15 protein-coding genes and 1 other RNA gene are annotated in these 15687 nt (G+C 51.9%); 5 read left to right on the top strand and 11 right to left on the bottom strand.

Annotation, left to right across the window (positions count from 1 at the left end; translation table 11 throughout):
* Window positions 1-2: 2 nt before the first annotated feature.
* Genes mraY through mraZ form a run of 7 tightly spaced genes read right to left on the bottom strand, consistent with a single transcriptional unit; the run spans window position 3 to window position 7458 of the window.
* Window positions 3-1085 (bottom strand): phospho-N-acetylmuramoyl-pentapeptide-transferase, encoded by a 1083-nt coding sequence (mraY, locus tag IDAT_RS04975; RefSeq protein ID WP_034731337.1) that lies wholly within the window; start codon window positions 1083-1085, stop codon window positions 3-5.
* Window positions 1079-2515: a UDP-N-acetylmuramoyl-tripeptide--D-alanyl-D-alanine ligase gene (locus tag IDAT_RS04970; protein ID WP_034731334.1), complete on the bottom strand. Its 1437-nt coding sequence runs from the start codon at window positions 2513-2515 to the stop codon at window positions 1079-1081. The genes mraY and IDAT_RS04970 overlap by 7 nt, the downstream gene beginning before the upstream one ends.
* Entirely contained in the window at window positions 2508-4010 is a 1503-nt protein-coding gene (gene murE / locus IDAT_RS04965; RefSeq protein WP_244441603.1) for a UDP-N-acetylmuramoyl-L-alanyl-D-glutamate--2,6-diaminopimelate ligase, read from the bottom strand. The genes IDAT_RS04970 and murE overlap by 8 nt, the downstream gene beginning before the upstream one ends.
* Window positions 4007-5755, bottom strand: a complete 1749-nt coding sequence (locus IDAT_RS04960) for a peptidoglycan D,D-transpeptidase FtsI family protein (RefSeq protein WP_034731332.1) — start codon at window positions 5753-5755, stop codon at window positions 4007-4009. Before IDAT_RS04960 ends, murE begins: the two co-directional genes overlap by 4 nt.
* Entirely contained in the window at window positions 5746-6063 is a 318-nt protein-coding gene (gene ftsL, locus IDAT_RS04955) for a cell division protein FtsL (RefSeq protein WP_034731329.1), read from the bottom strand. Before ftsL ends, IDAT_RS04960 begins: the two co-directional genes overlap by 10 nt.
* A complete protein-coding gene (gene rsmH, locus IDAT_RS04950; protein WP_211250585.1) occupies window positions 6053-7003 on the bottom strand; it encodes a 16S rRNA (cytosine(1402)-N(4))-methyltransferase RsmH in 951 nt (316 codons plus the stop codon). Before rsmH ends, ftsL begins: the two co-directional genes overlap by 11 nt.
* Complete coding sequence (mraZ, locus tag IDAT_RS04945; RefSeq protein ID WP_034731323.1) at window positions 7000-7458, bottom strand: division/cell wall cluster transcriptional repressor MraZ; 459 nt, start codon at window positions 7456-7458, stop codon at window positions 7000-7002. The genes rsmH and mraZ overlap by 4 nt, the downstream gene beginning before the upstream one ends.
* Window positions 7459-7631: 173 nt before the next feature.
* Between mraZ and IDAT_RS04940 the strand changes: the two genes are divergently transcribed.
* On the top strand, window positions 7632-9884 hold the full coding sequence (locus IDAT_RS04940; protein ID WP_162178388.1) for a putative bifunctional diguanylate cyclase/phosphodiesterase: 2253 nt from the start codon (window positions 7632-7634) through the stop codon (window positions 9882-9884).
* Here IDAT_RS04940 and rnpB read toward each other — a convergent pair.
* An RNA gene (gene rnpB, locus IDAT_RS12995) (RNase P RNA component class A) lies at window positions 9883-10240 on the bottom strand. The genes IDAT_RS04940 and rnpB overlap by 2 nt on opposite strands.
* 10 nt (window positions 10241-10250) lie before the next feature.
* Entirely contained in the window at window positions 10251-11105 is an 855-nt protein-coding gene (gene rsmI, locus IDAT_RS04935) for a 16S rRNA (cytidine(1402)-2'-O)-methyltransferase (RefSeq protein WP_034731321.1), read from the bottom strand.
* Window positions 11106-11200: 95 nt separating this feature from the next.
* Between rsmI and IDAT_RS04930 the strand changes: the two genes are divergently transcribed.
* From IDAT_RS04930 to dolP, 4 genes are read left to right on the top strand one after another with little or no spacing between them, the layout of a single operon-like run.
* Entirely contained in the window at window positions 11201-13015 is a 1815-nt protein-coding gene (locus IDAT_RS04930; protein ID WP_034731318.1) for a penicillin-binding protein activator, read from the top strand.
* A 29-nt stretch (window positions 13016-13044) separates the two neighbouring features.
* Entirely contained in the window at window positions 13045-13395 is a 351-nt protein-coding gene (locus IDAT_RS04925) for a YraN family protein (RefSeq protein WP_034731315.1), read from the top strand.
* A 9-nt stretch (window positions 13396-13404) separates the two neighbouring features.
* On the top strand, window positions 13405-13977 hold the full coding sequence (locus tag IDAT_RS04920; RefSeq protein WP_034731312.1) for an SIS domain-containing protein: 573 nt from the start codon (window positions 13405-13407) through the stop codon (window positions 13975-13977).
* Window positions 13977-14543 (top strand): division/outer membrane stress-associated lipid-binding lipoprotein, encoded by a 567-nt coding sequence (dolP, locus tag IDAT_RS04915; protein ID WP_034731310.1) that lies wholly within the window; start codon window positions 13977-13979, stop codon window positions 14541-14543. Before IDAT_RS04920 ends, dolP begins: the two co-directional genes overlap by 1 nt.
* Before the next feature lie 92 nt (window positions 14544-14635).
* Here dolP and IDAT_RS04910 read toward each other — a convergent pair whose 3' ends face one another.
* On the bottom strand, window positions 14636-15043 hold the full coding sequence (locus tag IDAT_RS04910; protein WP_034731807.1) for a ClpXP protease specificity-enhancing factor: 408 nt from the start codon (window positions 15041-15043) through the stop codon (window positions 14636-14638).
* A 5-nt stretch (window positions 15044-15048) separates the two neighbouring features.
* Entirely contained in the window at window positions 15049-15678 is a 630-nt protein-coding gene (gene sspA, locus IDAT_RS04905) for a stringent starvation protein SspA (protein WP_034731804.1), read from the bottom strand.
* Between the last annotated feature and the right edge of the window lie 9 nt (window positions 15679-15687).

Here is a 15687-nt window from a genome sequence, read left to right as displayed (position 1 = left end):
TGTTAACGTAGTTTTAAGGTGGCCAAGCCGATCAACACAAAGACCACCGACAAAATCCAAAAACGCACGATGACGCGCGGCTCTGGCCAACCCTTAAGTTCATAATGATGATGAATCGGCGCCATACGAAACACGCGTTTACCGCGCAGTTTGTAGGAGCCAACTTGGAGCATCACCGATACGGTTTCCATCACGAACACACCGCCCATGATGAAAAGAATCAACTCTTGGCGCACCATCACAGCGATAATGCCCAAGGTGGCGCCCAGCGTAAGTGAGCCGACATCTCCCATGAATACTTGAGCTGGATAGGTGTTAAACCACAAAAAGCCGAGACCAGCTCCGCAAATGGCGGTACACACTACCAGCAGTTCGCCTGATAACGGCAAGTGAGGAATATTCAAGTATTCGGCAAAGTTCATGTTGCCTGAGGCATATGCAAAAATGCCTAACGCACCAGCGACCATAATGGTTGGCACAATAGCGAGACCATCGAGACCGTCGGTTAGATTCACTGCGTTACTGGTGCCGACCACGACAAAATAAGCTAGAACCACATAAAACAATCCCAGTTGTGGCATCACATCTTTGAAAAATGGCACAAGCAACTGGGTTTCGGCGCCAACGGTCGCATTGGCATACAAGAATACTGCCGCCCCAGTTGCCACCACGGATTGCCAAAAGTACTTCCACTTCGCCGGCAAGCCACGTGAGTTTTTCTGGACTACTTTGCGATAGTCGTCGATAAAACCGATGAGGCCAAATCCGATAACGACTCCAAGGACAGTTTGCACATAGCGGTTGGACAAATCTGCCCACAGCACCGTTGAAATCACAATCGAGGCAATGATCAACACCCCACCCATGGTTGGGGTGCCTGACTTACTTAAGTGGCTTTGCGGGCCATCATCTCGAACCGACTGACCAATCTGTAGACGCTGCAAATAGCGGATCAACCGCGGACCCAGAATGAGTGCCATCAGTAACGCCGTCAGCACACTGAGAATCGCGCGCATGGTCAAGTACGAGACGACATTAAAGCCCGTAGCAAACTGGGTTAAATAATCCGCTAGCCAAACTAGCATGGTTGCTTTCCTTCTTCGTGCAAGCTTGGGTGGAGTTCGTTGGCACGTTGTTGCAGCGCTTCAATCACGCGTTCCATGTGTGCGCTACGCGAGCCTTTCACCAAAATCGTGATCGGTAGCTGTGCCTGCTGAGTCGTCGTTAATATGCCCTCGACCAGTGCTGCAAGGTCACTAAAGTGCTTACCGCCACGGCCGTTGAATACTTCACTCGCGCTTTGACTCAACACACCCAAAGTAAATAAGTTGTCGATACCAGCCGCAATCGCATAGGCGCCAATTTCTTCATGATATTGCCGTGCCTGCTCACCTAGCTCGCCCATATCGCCGAGCACCATAATGCGTAAGCCGGGATAAACCGCGAGCATATCGAGCGCAGCTTTTACCGACCCAACATTGGCGTTATAGCTGTCGTCAATCAGTTTGATTTGGGCACTCAGTGGCAGCACATGCATGCGACCGGGAACTGGCGTTAAAGCCGCTAACGCAGCTTGTGCATCAGCGAGCGGACAACCTATCGCAACTGTTGCTGCAATAGCTACCAGAGCATTGTCAACGTTGTGTAAACCCGGCAGGTTTAGCTTAATTTTTGCACTTTGCTCAGTGCCCGCTAGGCTCGCCGGTAAATGTGCGGTAAAACTAGCACAGCCTTGTTCGTCGACGGTCACGTCGGTAGCACGAATTGCTGCGTCTTCGTCTTGACCAAAGGTCAGATGCTTACAATGAGTGATTTGCTTAGCCCAGCAGGGCGCAAACTCTGAACGCAACGGCGTCAGGGCTAAACCATCAGCGTTCAGGCCTTTAAAAATTTCTGATTTGGCACGAAATACGCCATGTACGCTGCCAAAGCCTTCGACATGCGCCGGCGCAACATTGTTGATAATGGCAACATCAGGTTGGGTTAAACGCGTGGTGTAACCGATCTCACCTTGGTGATTAGCGCCGAGCTCGACAATAGCAATATCGTGCTGTGGCTCAAGGCGCAGCAAGGTAAGTGGTACGCCGATGTCGTTGTTAAAGTTGCCGGCTGTGGCAAGCACCTTGCCTTGACTCGACATAATCGCGGCCATCATCTCTTTGACTGTGGTTTTGCCGCTACTTCCGGTAATCGCAATGGTCTTCGGCTGCACGCTGGCTTTCACTGCGGCACCGAGCTGACCCAATGCGTAACGCGTGTCCTTGACGACGATTTGCGGTACATCAGGATACTCAGCAAGCTCTACTCGACGCTCAACTAGCAACGCCTTTGCGCCCTTCTGCATTGCGTCAGCGACAAACTCATGCGCATCAAAATTGTGCCCTTTGAGCGCAATAAACAAGCAATCTTTTGGCAAGTTGCGGGTATCGGTACTCACCGCATCAATGCTGATGTTGGCGCCGAATAACTGACCATCTACTGCACGACAAATCCACTGCATGTCTGTTTTAATCATGCTCGCCTCCACTCACCGCCTTTGCAGTGCCTTGTGTCGCTAAACAAGCAGCCGCCCACGCGCGCTCATCATAAGCGACACGTTCGCGACCTATCACTTGATAATCTTCATGCCCTTTTCCAGCTAGTACCACCACATCCTGCGCGGCAGCTTGCGTAATCGTTTGCGCCACGGCCTGCTTGCGGCCCGGCAGGGTGATGACACGATTGCTTTGCGGAATACCGGCCAGAATGTCACTGATAATCTGTTGCGGGTCTTCGGTACGTGGATTGTCGTCAGTCACCACCACTCGGTCGGCGTACTGTGCTGCGACGCTGCCCATTTGCGGGCGTTTGCCTCGATCGCGATCACCGCCACAGCCAAACACGCACCAAAGTTCGCCATGACAATGCCGACGCACGGCCTGCAAAACCTGTTGTAACGCATCTGGTGTGTGAGCGTAGTCGACAATCACTAACGGCTTGTTTGCCGCACTGAAGGCTTCCATCCGACCTGGCACCGTATGTAAGTGCGGCACCGCTTTAACGATGGCTTCCCAAGCATGGCCTAATTGCGCAACCGCAACCAAAGCCGCAAGTAAGTTGTAAACATTAAAAGTACCGAGGAGCGGTGACTGCACGCTAAACTCAGTACGACCACCGGCGCTAGGAACGTTAAGAGTAAACTGTGTGCCACTATCGGTATAAACGACGTCGTGGGCAAACACACAACGGCCATGATCTTGTGGCTGCAAGCTATAGCGCCAAGCGTCTGGACGATCTGGCAACCACGCGGTTAAAGCGCCGTCGTCGACATTGAGGACCGCCGCTTGACTGTCTAATTCGGTAAATAAGCGGCGTTTCGCCCCGGCATAGTTCGCCATGGTGCCATGGTAATCCAAGTGATCGCGGCTGATGTTGGTAGCGACCGCAACGGCAAAGGGAATCGCCTCGGCACGACGCTGCACCAAGGCATGCGATGATACTTCCATCGCGACCGCTTGTGCGCCTTCTGCGCGGAGCATTGCCAAGCGTTGCTGTACCGCAATCGGGTCGGGCGTCGTATGACTTTCAGGTAATAGAGCACCTGGGAAGCCGCTGCCGGTGGTGCCAATGACACCTGCTTTTACGCCGAGCTCTTGCAAGAGCTGGGCAACTAAGTAGGTCACTGACGTTTTGCCATTGGTGCCAGTAACGCCTATGACTTGCAGCTGGCGCGCTGGTTCACCGAAAAAGCGTGCGGCGATAAAGGATAAATCTGACTTTAACTGCGGCACTTCAATAATATAGGTTTGGTCACGCTGTTCGATACCAACGCCATCTGACTCGCACAACACCACTTTGGCGCCTGCAGCAATCGCAGCGTCAATAAAGTCGCGACCATCGACCTGATAGCCCGGCACGGCCACGAACGCATCACCAGCGGCAACTTGGCGGCTATCCAATTTCAAGCCGCCGACGCTGACGTTTGGCAACGGTAATGGATAATTCGGTAACAACTGACTGAGCTGCATCATTCTGCACCTCCAAACCCAGCAACCCGTAACTGCGTATCTTCCAAGTGGTCAGGTGCAACGTTCATCGCGCGTAAAGCATCACCAACGATTTCGGCAAAAATGGGTGCCGACACGGTGCTACCGTAATAATCGTCGCCACTCGGTTCGTTAATGGTGACCACTACCGCAATGCGTGGGTCACTTACCGGCGCAACACCGGCAAATAAGGTTACATATTCGTCACCGTAGCCACCGGCAATCGCTTTACGGGCAGTGCCGGTTTTGCCCGCCACGCGATAACCTGGAACCCGTGCATTTTTGGCACTGCCATCGGCGACTACTTGCTCGAGCATCAGTAACACGGCTTCCGCATTGCCTGCGTCCACCACGCGTTCACCCGGCGGCAATTGTCCCTCTTCGCGCCGTATGATGGTCAGCGGTCGATACACGCCGCCATTAGCAATCACACTGTACGCTTGAGCTAACTGCAAAGTGGTCGCGGTCAAGCCGTAACCAAATGATAAAGTCGCTATTTCAAAATCTGACCAACGTGTGCGATGCTGCAACACGCCATAACTCTCACCCACCATGCTAATTCCTGTGTCGTTACCAAGACCGACTGCGGCATAGGTTGCCAGCAGTTTCTCTACGCCCGTTGCGAGCGCAATCTTGGACGACCCCATGTTGCTGGAGTTCTGTAAAATCTCGGTAATGCTTTGCTCACCGCGGTTGATCGGATCGCTGACGCGCCGCCCCCCCAGGCGCATCCAACCTGGACTGGTATCGATAACGGTATCTTTTTCAATGACGCCCGCTTCAAGTCCGGCCAACACCACCAATGGCTTCATGGTTGAACCCGGCTCGTAGGCGTCGGTAATCGCCCGATTACGCATCCGGTGTGGTTGCAAATCAGCGCGATTATTTGGGTTAAAGGACGGGCTGTTGACCATCGCCAGCACTTCGCCAGTATCAACGTCAACAATCACTACTGAGCCCGAGGTTGCCTGATGATAGCGCACGGCTTTTTTTAACTCGGCATAGGCTAGAGATTGCAAACGTTGATCAATACTGAGCGTTAATTGTTGTGGTTGTTCAGCAGCGGTGACTCGCACTTCTTCAACAACCCGTCCTTGTGCATCCTTGCGGTATAGCCGCTCTCCCGGCTTCCCTGTAAGAACCTCGTTAAAAGCAGCTTCAAGACCTTCAATGCCCTTGCCATCGATGTCAGTGAAGCCAACTAAATGAGCTGCGATTTCACCCACTGGGTAAAACCGCCGTGATTCGGTTTTCAAGTACACACCTGGAATGCCCAACTGGCGCACGTATTCGGCGACCGCTGGAGTGACCTTGCGCTCGAGATAGACGAACCGACGACTCGGATCTTCAACCCGCGCCATCAAGCTTTCAGCGTCAGTACGGAAGACTTCAGCGAGCGCTAACCAACGCTCACGGTTGGCAAGACCATTGCCCTCGTGCACCCGCTGCGGATCGGCCCAGACGGTTTGTACCGGCACACTCACCGCCAGCTCACGACCATGTCGATCAGTGATGGTGCCGCGCTGCACCGTGGTTGGGTCAGCACGCAATGAGCGGCGGTCCCCCTCATATATCAATTGTTCAGGTTCAATCACCTGAATGTAAGCTGCGCGCGCGACCAGACTGCCGAACACCAGGCCGACCACCAACAAGGCGAAATAGAAGCGGCCATTGCCCAAGTGCGGCTGGGCCACTTTTTTGTTGCCGCGTTTACGAGGTGTTATTGCCATGGCACTAGCACCTCCTGTTCGCCTTCTGGACGGACCATGTCCAAGCGTTGACTGGCAATGCGCTCGACCCGACTGTGCTCGGTGAGCGCCGTCTGTTCGATTTGCAAGTGACGCCATTCGATGTCGATTTCGTCGCGCTCTGACAACAACGTATCGCGTTCAATAGTTAACAAACGATTGCTGTGGGCGATATAAATCACGCTAAAGGCGGTTGCTAAACTGACGAGCAGTAGCAATAGCAGCAACTTTTGCTGCCGCAGATCAGCGAACAACACCGAGATGAGGTTGGGCACACGACTAGTTGTCATAGGCTAACCTCTCTGCCACGCGCAACACTGAGCTGCGCGCGCGCGGATTCAACTTGGTTTCTTCAGCACTAGGTTTATGCGCCTTGCCAATCAGCTTCAAGGTCTGCCCACGGTCGATTTGATCATCGCGCAGCGGCAATCCTGCAGGAATGTCTTTGCCCTTGCTTTGAGCGCGCATAAAGCGTTTCACCAAGCGGTCTTCAAGACTATGGAAGCTAATCACCGCCAACCGACCACCAGCTTTTAAGCCAGCTACAGCAGCTTGCAATGCTTGCTCGATTTCCTCCAGCTCACCATTTACATGGATGCGAATCGCTTGGAAACTGCGGGTTGCTGGATGTTTGTGTTTATCTTTGAACGGCACCGCTTGATCAATCAGTGTCGCCAACTCTTTGGTGGTGCTGAGCGGCTGTACTTCACGCTGTTTCAAGATTGCTTGGGCAATGCGCCAGGCGAAGCGCTCCTCACCGTATTCGCGCAAGACAAAAGCAATATCATCGGCGCTTGCGGTATTAACAAAGTCTGCCGCGGTCATGCCGCGGCTGGTATCCATGCGCATATCCAACGGCCCTTCGCGCATAAAGCTAAAGCCACGTTCAGCGTCATCTAGTTGTGGGGATGAGACACCGAGATCAAATAGGATACCGTCAATGGCACCACGCAGTTGCTGCGCGTCTAGCACCTCTTCGAGGCGTGAAAATGGGGTGTGGACTATGGTAAAACGCGGGTCATCTGCCAACGCCTCTGCGGCTGCGATCGCGGTGGGGTCGCGATCCAGAGCAATAAGTCGGCCTTGGTCATTGAGTTGCGCCAGAATCGCACGCGAATGCCCACCTCTACCAAAGGTAGCATCGAGATAAATTCCGTTCGGTCTGATGGCAAGAGCCTCAATGGACTCCTGTAACAGCACCGATACATGTTGCGGCGCTTGATTCATTATAATGAGAAGTCTTGTAGTCGATCACTGAGTGCCAAGTCGTCTTGTTGCTCCGCTGCCATATCGGTAGCGATTTGCTCATGCCATGCCGCTTCTGACCAAAGTTCGAACTTGTTCAACTGACCGATGATCATGATTTTCTTGTCCAAATCTGCGTGTTGACGCAGCGTTGGCGCAATCAAGATACGGCCGTTTTTGTCCATTTGGCAGTCTTCGGCATGACCCAAGAGCAAACGCTGGAGACGACGCTCCGCGGGGTTCATGCTTGATAAGGTGGTAAGTTTTTGCTCGATGATTTGCCATTCTGGCAAGGGATACAGCAATAGGCACGGCTGCTTGATATCGATGGTACATACCATTTGACCATCGCAATCAAGCAACAGGCTCTTCCGATACTTGGTTGGTATCGCAAGTCGGCCTTTGTCATCAAGACTAAGTGCTGCTGCTCCACGAAACATAGTTTTTGATCCACTATTACCCACAAATCCCCACAATGTGACAGTCTAGGTGCCGATCTTTCCCACTGTCAAGGAAAAAAACGGTAGTTTGCGGTGTGCGACACATCTTGACGCAGGTGGTTTTGTACTAGATGATGGAGTTGCGAATCATAATTATTAAAAAAGCCCGAACATTGCGTAAATTAATCAGTAAGTTAATCTTCTCTGACAGTTTAGTAACGCCGCGCCAAGCGAAATTTCGGTTGGTACGAGACTTTGTCGGTCTCTTATTGATTGCTCTTGGTTTGATATATGCCCTGTACGCTATTGTCGATAATCAGCGTAATCAAATCATTGAAGGTGAAAAACGCCGCGCCTACGAACAAATGAGCGCGATTCGCGCCAGTATCGAACAACGCATCCAAGCCAATGTGCTAGTTCTACGTGCCTTGAAACCAGAAATTCTATGGCAGGACACACCAGATCGCGAACGCTTGCAGCGCATGATAGACGAGTTTATGGATCTTGAACTCGATATCAGTCACCTCGCCTTGGCACCGGATCTCGTTGTTTCTTATGTTTACCCCGAAGAAAAGAATGTTGACGCCTTAGGCTTAGATTATCGTACCGTAACAGGGCAATACCACGAGGTGCTGTTAGCGATTGCCAGCCAAGACATTATGCTCGCCGGACCCGTCAATTTGGTGCAAGGTGGCGTTGCTTTAATTGCGCGACTGCCGATTTTTGATGAGCAAGACAAATTATGGGGCATTGTCTCGCTGGTGATAGATCATCAAGCAATGTTTGACAAAATAGGACTGCATCGTTACCCAGAATATCAAGTTGTGTTGACACGCCAGTCAGCAGATTCAAAGCAAACCACTCTCATTTCCGGCAAACAACAATTGCTGACGGACGATTATATTTCGATGCCCATTAACGTGCCGGGAGATACTTGGCAAATCACCCTTGCACCGCGCGATGGTCAATGGCTACCGGCGGATCGTGACTTCACTTGGCTGTGGTTCGTCGGTGGCGGTGTTATTGCCCTTATCGTCACGGCGTTTAGTATTTTGATCGTGACACAAAGTCGCTTACGCCGTGCTTTTTATACGATCAGTTACCAATCGCGCTTTGACCCACTCACGGACTTGCCGAATCGGCAATTTTTTAATCACAAACTGTTGCAATGCATTGAAAATGCAGAAATAAACAATAACGGCTTTGCGATTTTATTGCTTGATCTTGATCATTTGCGCGATATCAACGATGCCTTAGGCCACGAAATTGGTGATGCGTTGCTGAAAAAAGTGGTTGAGCGTCTAGCAGCAATGCTGCCACCAGAGGATATCTTGGGGCGTATTGGCGGCGACGAGTTTGCTATCATCAGTCAGCAGTCGATAGATAGTGTCGAAGTTGAAGCAATGGCGCGACGCTGTTTATCGGAAATCATGAACACCACTGAAATAGCACACAATCAGATTAATATCACTGCGAGTATGGGAATTGCCTTGTTCCCGCGTGATGCAACTGAGGCGCAAGCGCTCATCAAGTGTGCAGAATTGGCCTTGTACGCGGCCAAGTCGACGGGCTCTATGAGTGTGTCATTTTTTGACGAACATCTACGCCAAGCCACTGAGCAGCACATTGCTTTGCATCACCAAATGATAACCGCATTGGATACCCAACAGTTTCATGTCGAGTATCAACCAGTGATTGATACGCAGTCTGGCTTGTTAAGCCGCTGTGAGGCTCTCATTCGCTGGGACCACCCGACACGGGGCGCGATTTCACCTGCTGAGTTCATCCCGATTGCAGAAAAAACTGGAGCTATTATTTGGCTCGGTGAGTACGTGTTACAGCAAGTCATCAAAGACTGGCAAAAAATGCGAGATAACGGCCTCGCTTTGACCATTGCGGTGAACCGCTCGCCACGGGAGTTTAACGACAAAGATGCCGCGGACAATTGGCTTGCTGCACTTGAGCAAGCCGGCATGCCTGCTGATTGTCTGATGCTGGAAATTACTGAGTCGATGTTGATGCGCAACAAAGAACGGCAACTCGACAACCTCAAAAAATTACGTAGTGCCGGCGTACACCTTGCAATAGACGACTTTGGTACTGGCTACTCGAGCCTGAATTATTTGCGTTCCTACCCGATTGATGTAATCAAGATCGATCGCGGCTTCCTCGCCAATGTGCCGGTGAACCCGACCCAAACAGCTTTGGTCGAAGTGCTGCTAAGAATTGCCTTTACGTTGAATATGCAGGTGATTGCCGAAGGTGTGGAAGAACGTTCGCAAGTTGAGTTCTTGCGCGACAAAGGCTGTCATTTCCAACAAGGCTTTTTTTACGGGCGCAGTATGCGCTTGGACGCCTTTATGAAGTTTGCGCATTTACATAACGAGCAGGTGCGCCTGAGCGCGACACCTGCTAATAAGGAATAAGGTGAGCTGGCCGATAAGCCGGGTTCTGTCGTGGACAATCATTCGTCTAGCCGCTAAATCACTCTAGCGTTCAAGCAGTCTACCCGGGTTCAACGCGGGCCGCGCCAATGAACCCCTATTTGACCTTGCTCCGGGTGGAGTTTACCGTGCCACGAACTGTTACCAGCCGCGCGGTGCGCTCTTACCGCACCCTTTCACCCTTACCTGATCCTGCTTGCGCAGGCCATCGGCGGTTTGCTCTCTGTTGCACTAGTCGTCGGCTTGCGCCGCCCAGACGTTATCTGGCACCCTGCCCTGTGGAGCCCGGACTTTCCTCCCCCTATGCAAGCATAGGCAGCGATTGTCTGGCCAACTCAGCGGCGCATTCTACGTGTTATCGGCGTCGAGCGCCAGTTGATACAGCTGGTTTTTGCGCACACCATGAATTTCAGCGGCACAAGCGGCGGCTTTCTTTAGCGGTAGGTGTTGACGCAGCAGCTGCACCGTGCGTAGCGCCTGTGCGTTGACTTCATCGGTATCTTGCTGCACCGCAGCACCGCCTATGATGAGTACCATCTCACCGCGTTGTTGGTTGCTATCGGCCAAAACCTGTGCACGAACTTCTGCGATACTGCCGTGCAAGAAGGTCTCAAACTGTTTGCTCAGTTCACGCGCCATCACCATTTCCCGCTCCGCCCCAAAAACGCTCTGCAAATCTTCGAGGGCATGCACTATCCGATGCGGCGATTCATAAAACACCATAGTGCGCGGTTCGGTCAGCAGGGCTTCGAGCGTCTTGCGCCGTTGTTGGGGCTTGGCCGGCAAAAAGCCTTCAAAAGTAAAGCGGTCGGTGGCTAAACCGGCACCGGAAAGTGCGGTGGTAATTGCACAGGGGCCGGGCAACGCCACAACCTTTATTCCAGCCTGCCGCGCTTGCTGCACCAAGACATAACCAGGATCGCTGATCAGTGGCGTGCCGGCATCGCTAATCAGCGCTAAGTCCTCACCCCGTTGCAGCCGCTCAATCACTCGCGCGGCGCGCTCACGTTCGTTATGCTCATGCAACGCGAACACTTCGTTATCAATCGCAAATTGCTGCAAAAGCTGCCGACTATGGCGGGTATCTTCCGCGGCAATTGCCGCCACTTGTTGTAGCACTTGCTGTGCACGCGGCGACAAATCGCCCAGATTACCAATCGGCGTTGGGACGATGTAGAGTATGCCGGGCTGTGGTTGCGTCATGTTAACCCCTTGTAAGATTTGCCCCGTTACGTTGTTTCGCTGGGTGGCTAGGTTTATAGTATGACTACATTTCTGGATAATGTGAGCAGCCACTGGTGAGTTTGTCTATTGTGCCAAAGAAATTATTCCTCTGCATACTGGTTTGTACCCTAACAGCCTGTGCAAGCTCAGATCGCACGCAACCCTCAGCATCAGACGATCGCGTTGCATCGGACATCGACACGGTCACAGTGCCAGAGGTCAACACCGATGCGCAGGATTTGGCTGAAATCTTAGCGGAAGTAGCAGCCGAATCATCGCAAACACGGCAGCTAAGTATCCTAATCGAGGCCTTAGCCACAAAGCAGGAGCAGGGTGAATGGCAAACCAGTGCTTTGCTCCTGAGTGAATTGCGACGGTTTACGCACCGATTGAGCGAGAGCCAACAACGACAGATCCGATTTGCTGAAGCGCAGTGGTTTGCCAGTCAAAAGCAGTGGCAAGCCGCCGAACAGTCATTAGCCCCACTATTAGCTTCTGCCGACGTAGCACCGGCAACCTTGCGTCTGGCGCGAGATCTTGCCGTGCAAATGCGCCAACCGCAACAAGCAGCTCAGTATCAATTAGATTATCTCGCAGCCGCCGCTGAAGCCGAATCCAGTGACGTTGTTTGGTCGGTCCTACGCGACGCGCATCAACCGCAACAACTTACCGCCACAGGTGACTTAGCCCGCGGCTGGTTAGCGTTGTTACAAGCCGCACATGAACAAGCGAAAAATGAGGATGTGTCGGCAATTCAGGGCTGGCAGTTACGTTATCGTTCACATCCTGCACAAGCGGTCGCTCAAGTTTTGCAGCAGAATCTACAGCCTTTGACGAGCCAAGTTGCGTTAGTCCTGCTGCCTCTTTCAGGACAATTTGCTGAGCAAGGGCAAGCGGTGCTGGATGGCATGATTTTGGCGCTGGGCGAGTTACCACAATTGCAAATCGTGGTCCGTGATACGGCAAACTTCGACTTCATCACGCTCAGCGAAGAAGTGCAACGCACGCAAGCCGATATCGTTATCGGTCCATTGCTGAAAGATAATGTCAGCAAAGTCGATGGTGCGGCGCTCGAGCAGACCGCAACCCCTTGGTTTGCCCTCAATAATGCCAGTGAATTAGGTACCTCACCAACCATGTGGTTTGCGTTAGAGCCGGAATGGGAAATTGCGCAAATTGCCCACACCTTAGTTGAACGAGGCTATCAAAAGCCACTGGTGCTAGCGGCAGATAGTAATAGTGGTCGTAGCGCGGTCAATAACTTCACTGAGGCCTTTCGAGCTTTGCAACCAGAGGCAACTATCGAAAGTGGTTATTACCGCACTCCAGAAGACATGAAAACTATCGTGCAAGAGAAGTTGGGAGTCAGTGCCAGTGATGCACGCATTTGGCAGGTCAAAATCGCCGCCGGCAAAATTCTTGTCGATGCCGAGCCACGTAGCCGGGAAGATTTCGATGTTATCTTTTTGCCCGGCAATATTGAGCAGACTCGACTGCTAAAACCCTTCATTGATGTCAATATTTCACCGTTCAATCAGCGCATCCCAGTATACGCCACGTCCGCTAGCCATATCTTGCGTGACCAACTGAGCGAAAATGATTTGAACGAAGTGCATTTTACCGAAGCACCATGGTTAGTCCCCGGCCACCCTCGTTCTAACGAGTTGAATGATCTCTTGGCGCTACGCAAGAGCTGGGGTTATTCATTGGCGCGACTTGCCGCCTTTGGTCATGATGCCATCCTGTTAAGTCGTCATCGCCACGTACTTGCGGCGCTGCCGGGTTTTCGGCTTGCTGGCTTAACTGGAGAGCTTTACGGTAGCCCTACAGCGCTGCAACGCGAATTAGACTGGGCACAATACGACGGACATAAAGTGGTCGCTGAATAACCGCTTAACCATGAATAGGAGCCGCAAGGATGCTGGCACATGATTTGGGCAATGAAGGTGAAGCTGCTGCCCTAGTTTACTTAGAGGCGCGCGGGTTAAAACTAGTCGAGCAGAATTTTCGCTGCGAATTGGGCGAAATCGATATCATTATGCGTGATGGTGCCACTTGGGTGTTTGTAGAAGTCAAAACTCGCAGAAACGAAGACTTTGCCACCGTGGTCGAACAAATCACACCCGATCAGTGTCTACGTGTTAGACGTAGTGCGCAATTTTATTTACTATCGCGCCGACTTGACGAACATGTAACGCCCATGCGTTTCGATGTAATCGCCATTTGCCAACAGCCCGAGCAGCTCTATTGGTTGCCTGATGCATTTTAACGAGGACTTATGCAAGAGCCGGTCAAAGCCATCTTTACTGAGTGTATTCAAACTCAAATCGCCAGTGCAGATTTGCTGCAAGAGCCTGTCATGGCAGCAGCGGAGCTACTAGTTGACTCATTATTACGCGGCCAAAAAATTTATTGTTGTGGCGAAAGTATGGCCCATGCCAGCGCCCGCCATTTTGCCCATATTATGCTGACAGGTTTGCAATTTGAACGCCCGCCGTTCCCGGTGCATGCGCTCCATGCAGATTACGGGGCGAACGAGCACGAAGCAATCTTCTCGCAGCAAATTCTTGCCGTTGGGCAACCCAACGATGTCTTGGTTGTTTTGAGTGCTGGCAATCGTGCTCCACGCGTCAGCCGTGCGATGGAAGCCGCATTGAGCCGCGACATGCTAATCATCGCCCTGACCAACGATGGCGATCAGGATGTCGCCGGTTTACTCGGTCCAGATGATGTTGAAATTCGCATTCCATCGCGTAATTCAGCGCGTGTTACCGAACATTTGCTGCAACTCGTTAATATGCTCTGCAGCCTTGCTGAGCAACAGATTTTTCCACAGGAGGAGAGTTACTAATGCGCAGTTCACTTGCATTTCCTGCACTGGCACTCACCGCCGTTTTGAGTCTTTCGGGTTGCACCGCTGCTCTCGTTGGCGCGACCGCAGTCGGTATTTCGTCAGCTACCGACTCGCGCACCATAGGCACACAAGTTGATGATCAAGCGATTGAGATTCGGGTGATAGCAGCACTTAAAGGTGAAGAACGCCTTAGCGAAAGTCGCATCCAGGTCGTTTCGTTCAACCGTTCAGTCTTGCTGCTTGGACAAGTTCCGAACGCCGGGCTAGCTGAATTTGCCGCCCGCATCGCACGCGATGAAAACGGCGTGCAACGTGTGCACAATGAACTGCGCGTGCAAGAGGTGATTCCTTTGTCACGCATCAGCAAAGACAGTTGGCTCACCAGTAAGATCAAAGCCAAAATGGTCACTGATGAAGAAGTGGATGCGAATAAAATCAAAGTTGTCACGGAAAACGGTGAGGTTTTTTTGATGGGACTTATCGATCGTACGATGGCGCAGAGGGCAATTGAGATTTCGCGTAATACCAATGGCGTCACCCGCGTCATCGACGCCTTCGAATAAACCGTTATTCGTTATTCGTTATTCGTTATTCGTGAGAGGGATATGACTTAGCGCACCCCTAACCAATAACGATTAACGAGTAACGGGTTTGGTTATTTGATGACCTTGAGGTTGGGGCGCTTTTTCGCTGGCTTGTCAGCAGACGCATCGGCTGGTGGTTCAGGCTGCGGTTCATGTAACTGCGGCTCGTCTTCGAAGATAGTTCCCGCGCCGTTTTCGCGCGCATACAAAGCAACTACGGCTGCGATTGGCACATAGACGCGATGTGGCTTACCTGAAAACCGTGCATTAAACTGCACACTGTCATTCAATAGTTGCAAATTACCTACCGCAGAGGGTGCAATATTGAGCACAATTTGACCGTCTTTGACGAACTCGAAAGGCACTTGGCAATGCGGCTGCGTGGCGTCAACCACCAGGTGAGGTGTTAGCTGGTTATCGACGAGCCAGTCATACACCGCCCGCAACATATACGGGCGGCGTGCTGACATCGCACTCATATCACTCACTTACCCAGCTCTCGCTCGATATCAGTGAGTGATTCTTGGAATGAATCACGTTCGAAAACGCGCAGCATGTAAGCCTTGACAGCTTTCGCTGCTGCCCCTTCAAGCTGAATTCCATAACTCGGTAGACGCCACAATAATGGCGCCAGATAGCAATCAACTAAGGTGAATTCTTCGCTCATGAAGAACGGAGTATCAGCAAAAATTGGCGCTAGCGCTAAGATGCCCTCACGCAATTCTTGACGTGCCGCTTCAACACCTTTGCCACCTTTTGCGATTGCTTCCGCTAGCGCATACCAATCGCGCTCAATACGATACATCATCAAACGGCTGGTACCACGAGCTACCGGGTAAACCGGCATCAATGGCGGATGCGGGAAACGTTCATCAAGATATTCCATGATGATATGAGCGTTATACAGAACCAGTTCGCGATCCACCAGCGTTGGCAATGCATCCGCGTACGGATTTAATTGCAACAAGTCTTCTGGCTTGTTGTCGCCGTCAACGTAGGTGATTTCTACGCTCACGCCTTTTTCTGCTAACACAATTCGTACCTGATGACTGCGTAAGTCATTTCGGCCCGAATAGAGGGTCATCACTGACCGTTTGTTTGCCGCAACCGACATGTCTTTCTC

The organism is Pseudidiomarina atlantica, from assembly GCF_000753735.1.
In the GTDB taxonomy this organism is placed as follows: Bacteria; Pseudomonadota; Gammaproteobacteria; order Enterobacterales; family Alteromonadaceae; genus Pseudidiomarina; species Pseudidiomarina atlantica.
This window is presented reverse-complemented; position numbering and strand designations above follow the sequence as displayed.

Excerpts from the sequence above, each read along its gene's own strand:
- mraY (WP_034731337.1), bottom strand. The coding sequence starts at position 1,085 with ATGCTAGTTTGGCTAGCGGATTATTTAACCCAGTTTGCTACGGGCTTT.
- IDAT_RS04970 (WP_034731334.1), bottom strand. The coding sequence starts at position 2,515 with ATGATTAAAACAGACATGCAGTGGATTTGTCGTGCAGTAGATGGTCAG.
- murE (WP_244441603.1), bottom strand. The coding sequence starts at position 4,010 with ATGATGCAGCTCAGTCAGTTGTTACCGAATTATCCATTACCGTTGCCA.
- IDAT_RS04960 (WP_034731332.1), bottom strand. The coding sequence starts at position 5,755 with ATGGCAATAACACCTCGTAAACGCGGCAACAAAAAAGTGGCCCAGCCG.
- ftsL (WP_034731329.1), bottom strand. The coding sequence starts at position 6,063 with ATGACAACTAGTCGTGTGCCCAACCTCATCTCGGTGTTGTTCGCTGAT.
- mraZ (WP_034731323.1), bottom strand. The coding sequence starts at position 7,458 with ATGTTTCGTGGAGCAGCAGCACTTAGTCTTGATGACAAAGGCCGACTT.
- rsmI (WP_034731321.1), bottom strand. The coding sequence starts at position 11,105 with ATGACGCAACCACAGCCCGGCATACTCTACATCGTCCCAACGCCGATT.
- IDAT_RS04925 (WP_034731315.1), top strand. The coding sequence starts at position 13,045 with ATGCTGGCACATGATTTGGGCAATGAAGGTGAAGCTGCTGCCCTAGTT.
- IDAT_RS04920 (WP_034731312.1), top strand. The coding sequence starts at position 13,405 with ATGCAAGAGCCGGTCAAAGCCATCTTTACTGAGTGTATTCAAACTCAA.
- dolP (WP_034731310.1), top strand. The coding sequence starts at position 13,977 with ATGCGCAGTTCACTTGCATTTCCTGCACTGGCACTCACCGCCGTTTTG.
- IDAT_RS04910 (WP_034731807.1), bottom strand. The coding sequence starts at position 15,043 with ATGAGTGCGATGTCAGCACGCCGCCCGTATATGTTGCGGGCGGTGTAT.
- sspA (WP_034731804.1), bottom strand. The coding sequence starts at position 15,678 with ATGTCGGTTGCGGCAAACAAACGGTCAGTGATGACCCTCTATTCGGGC.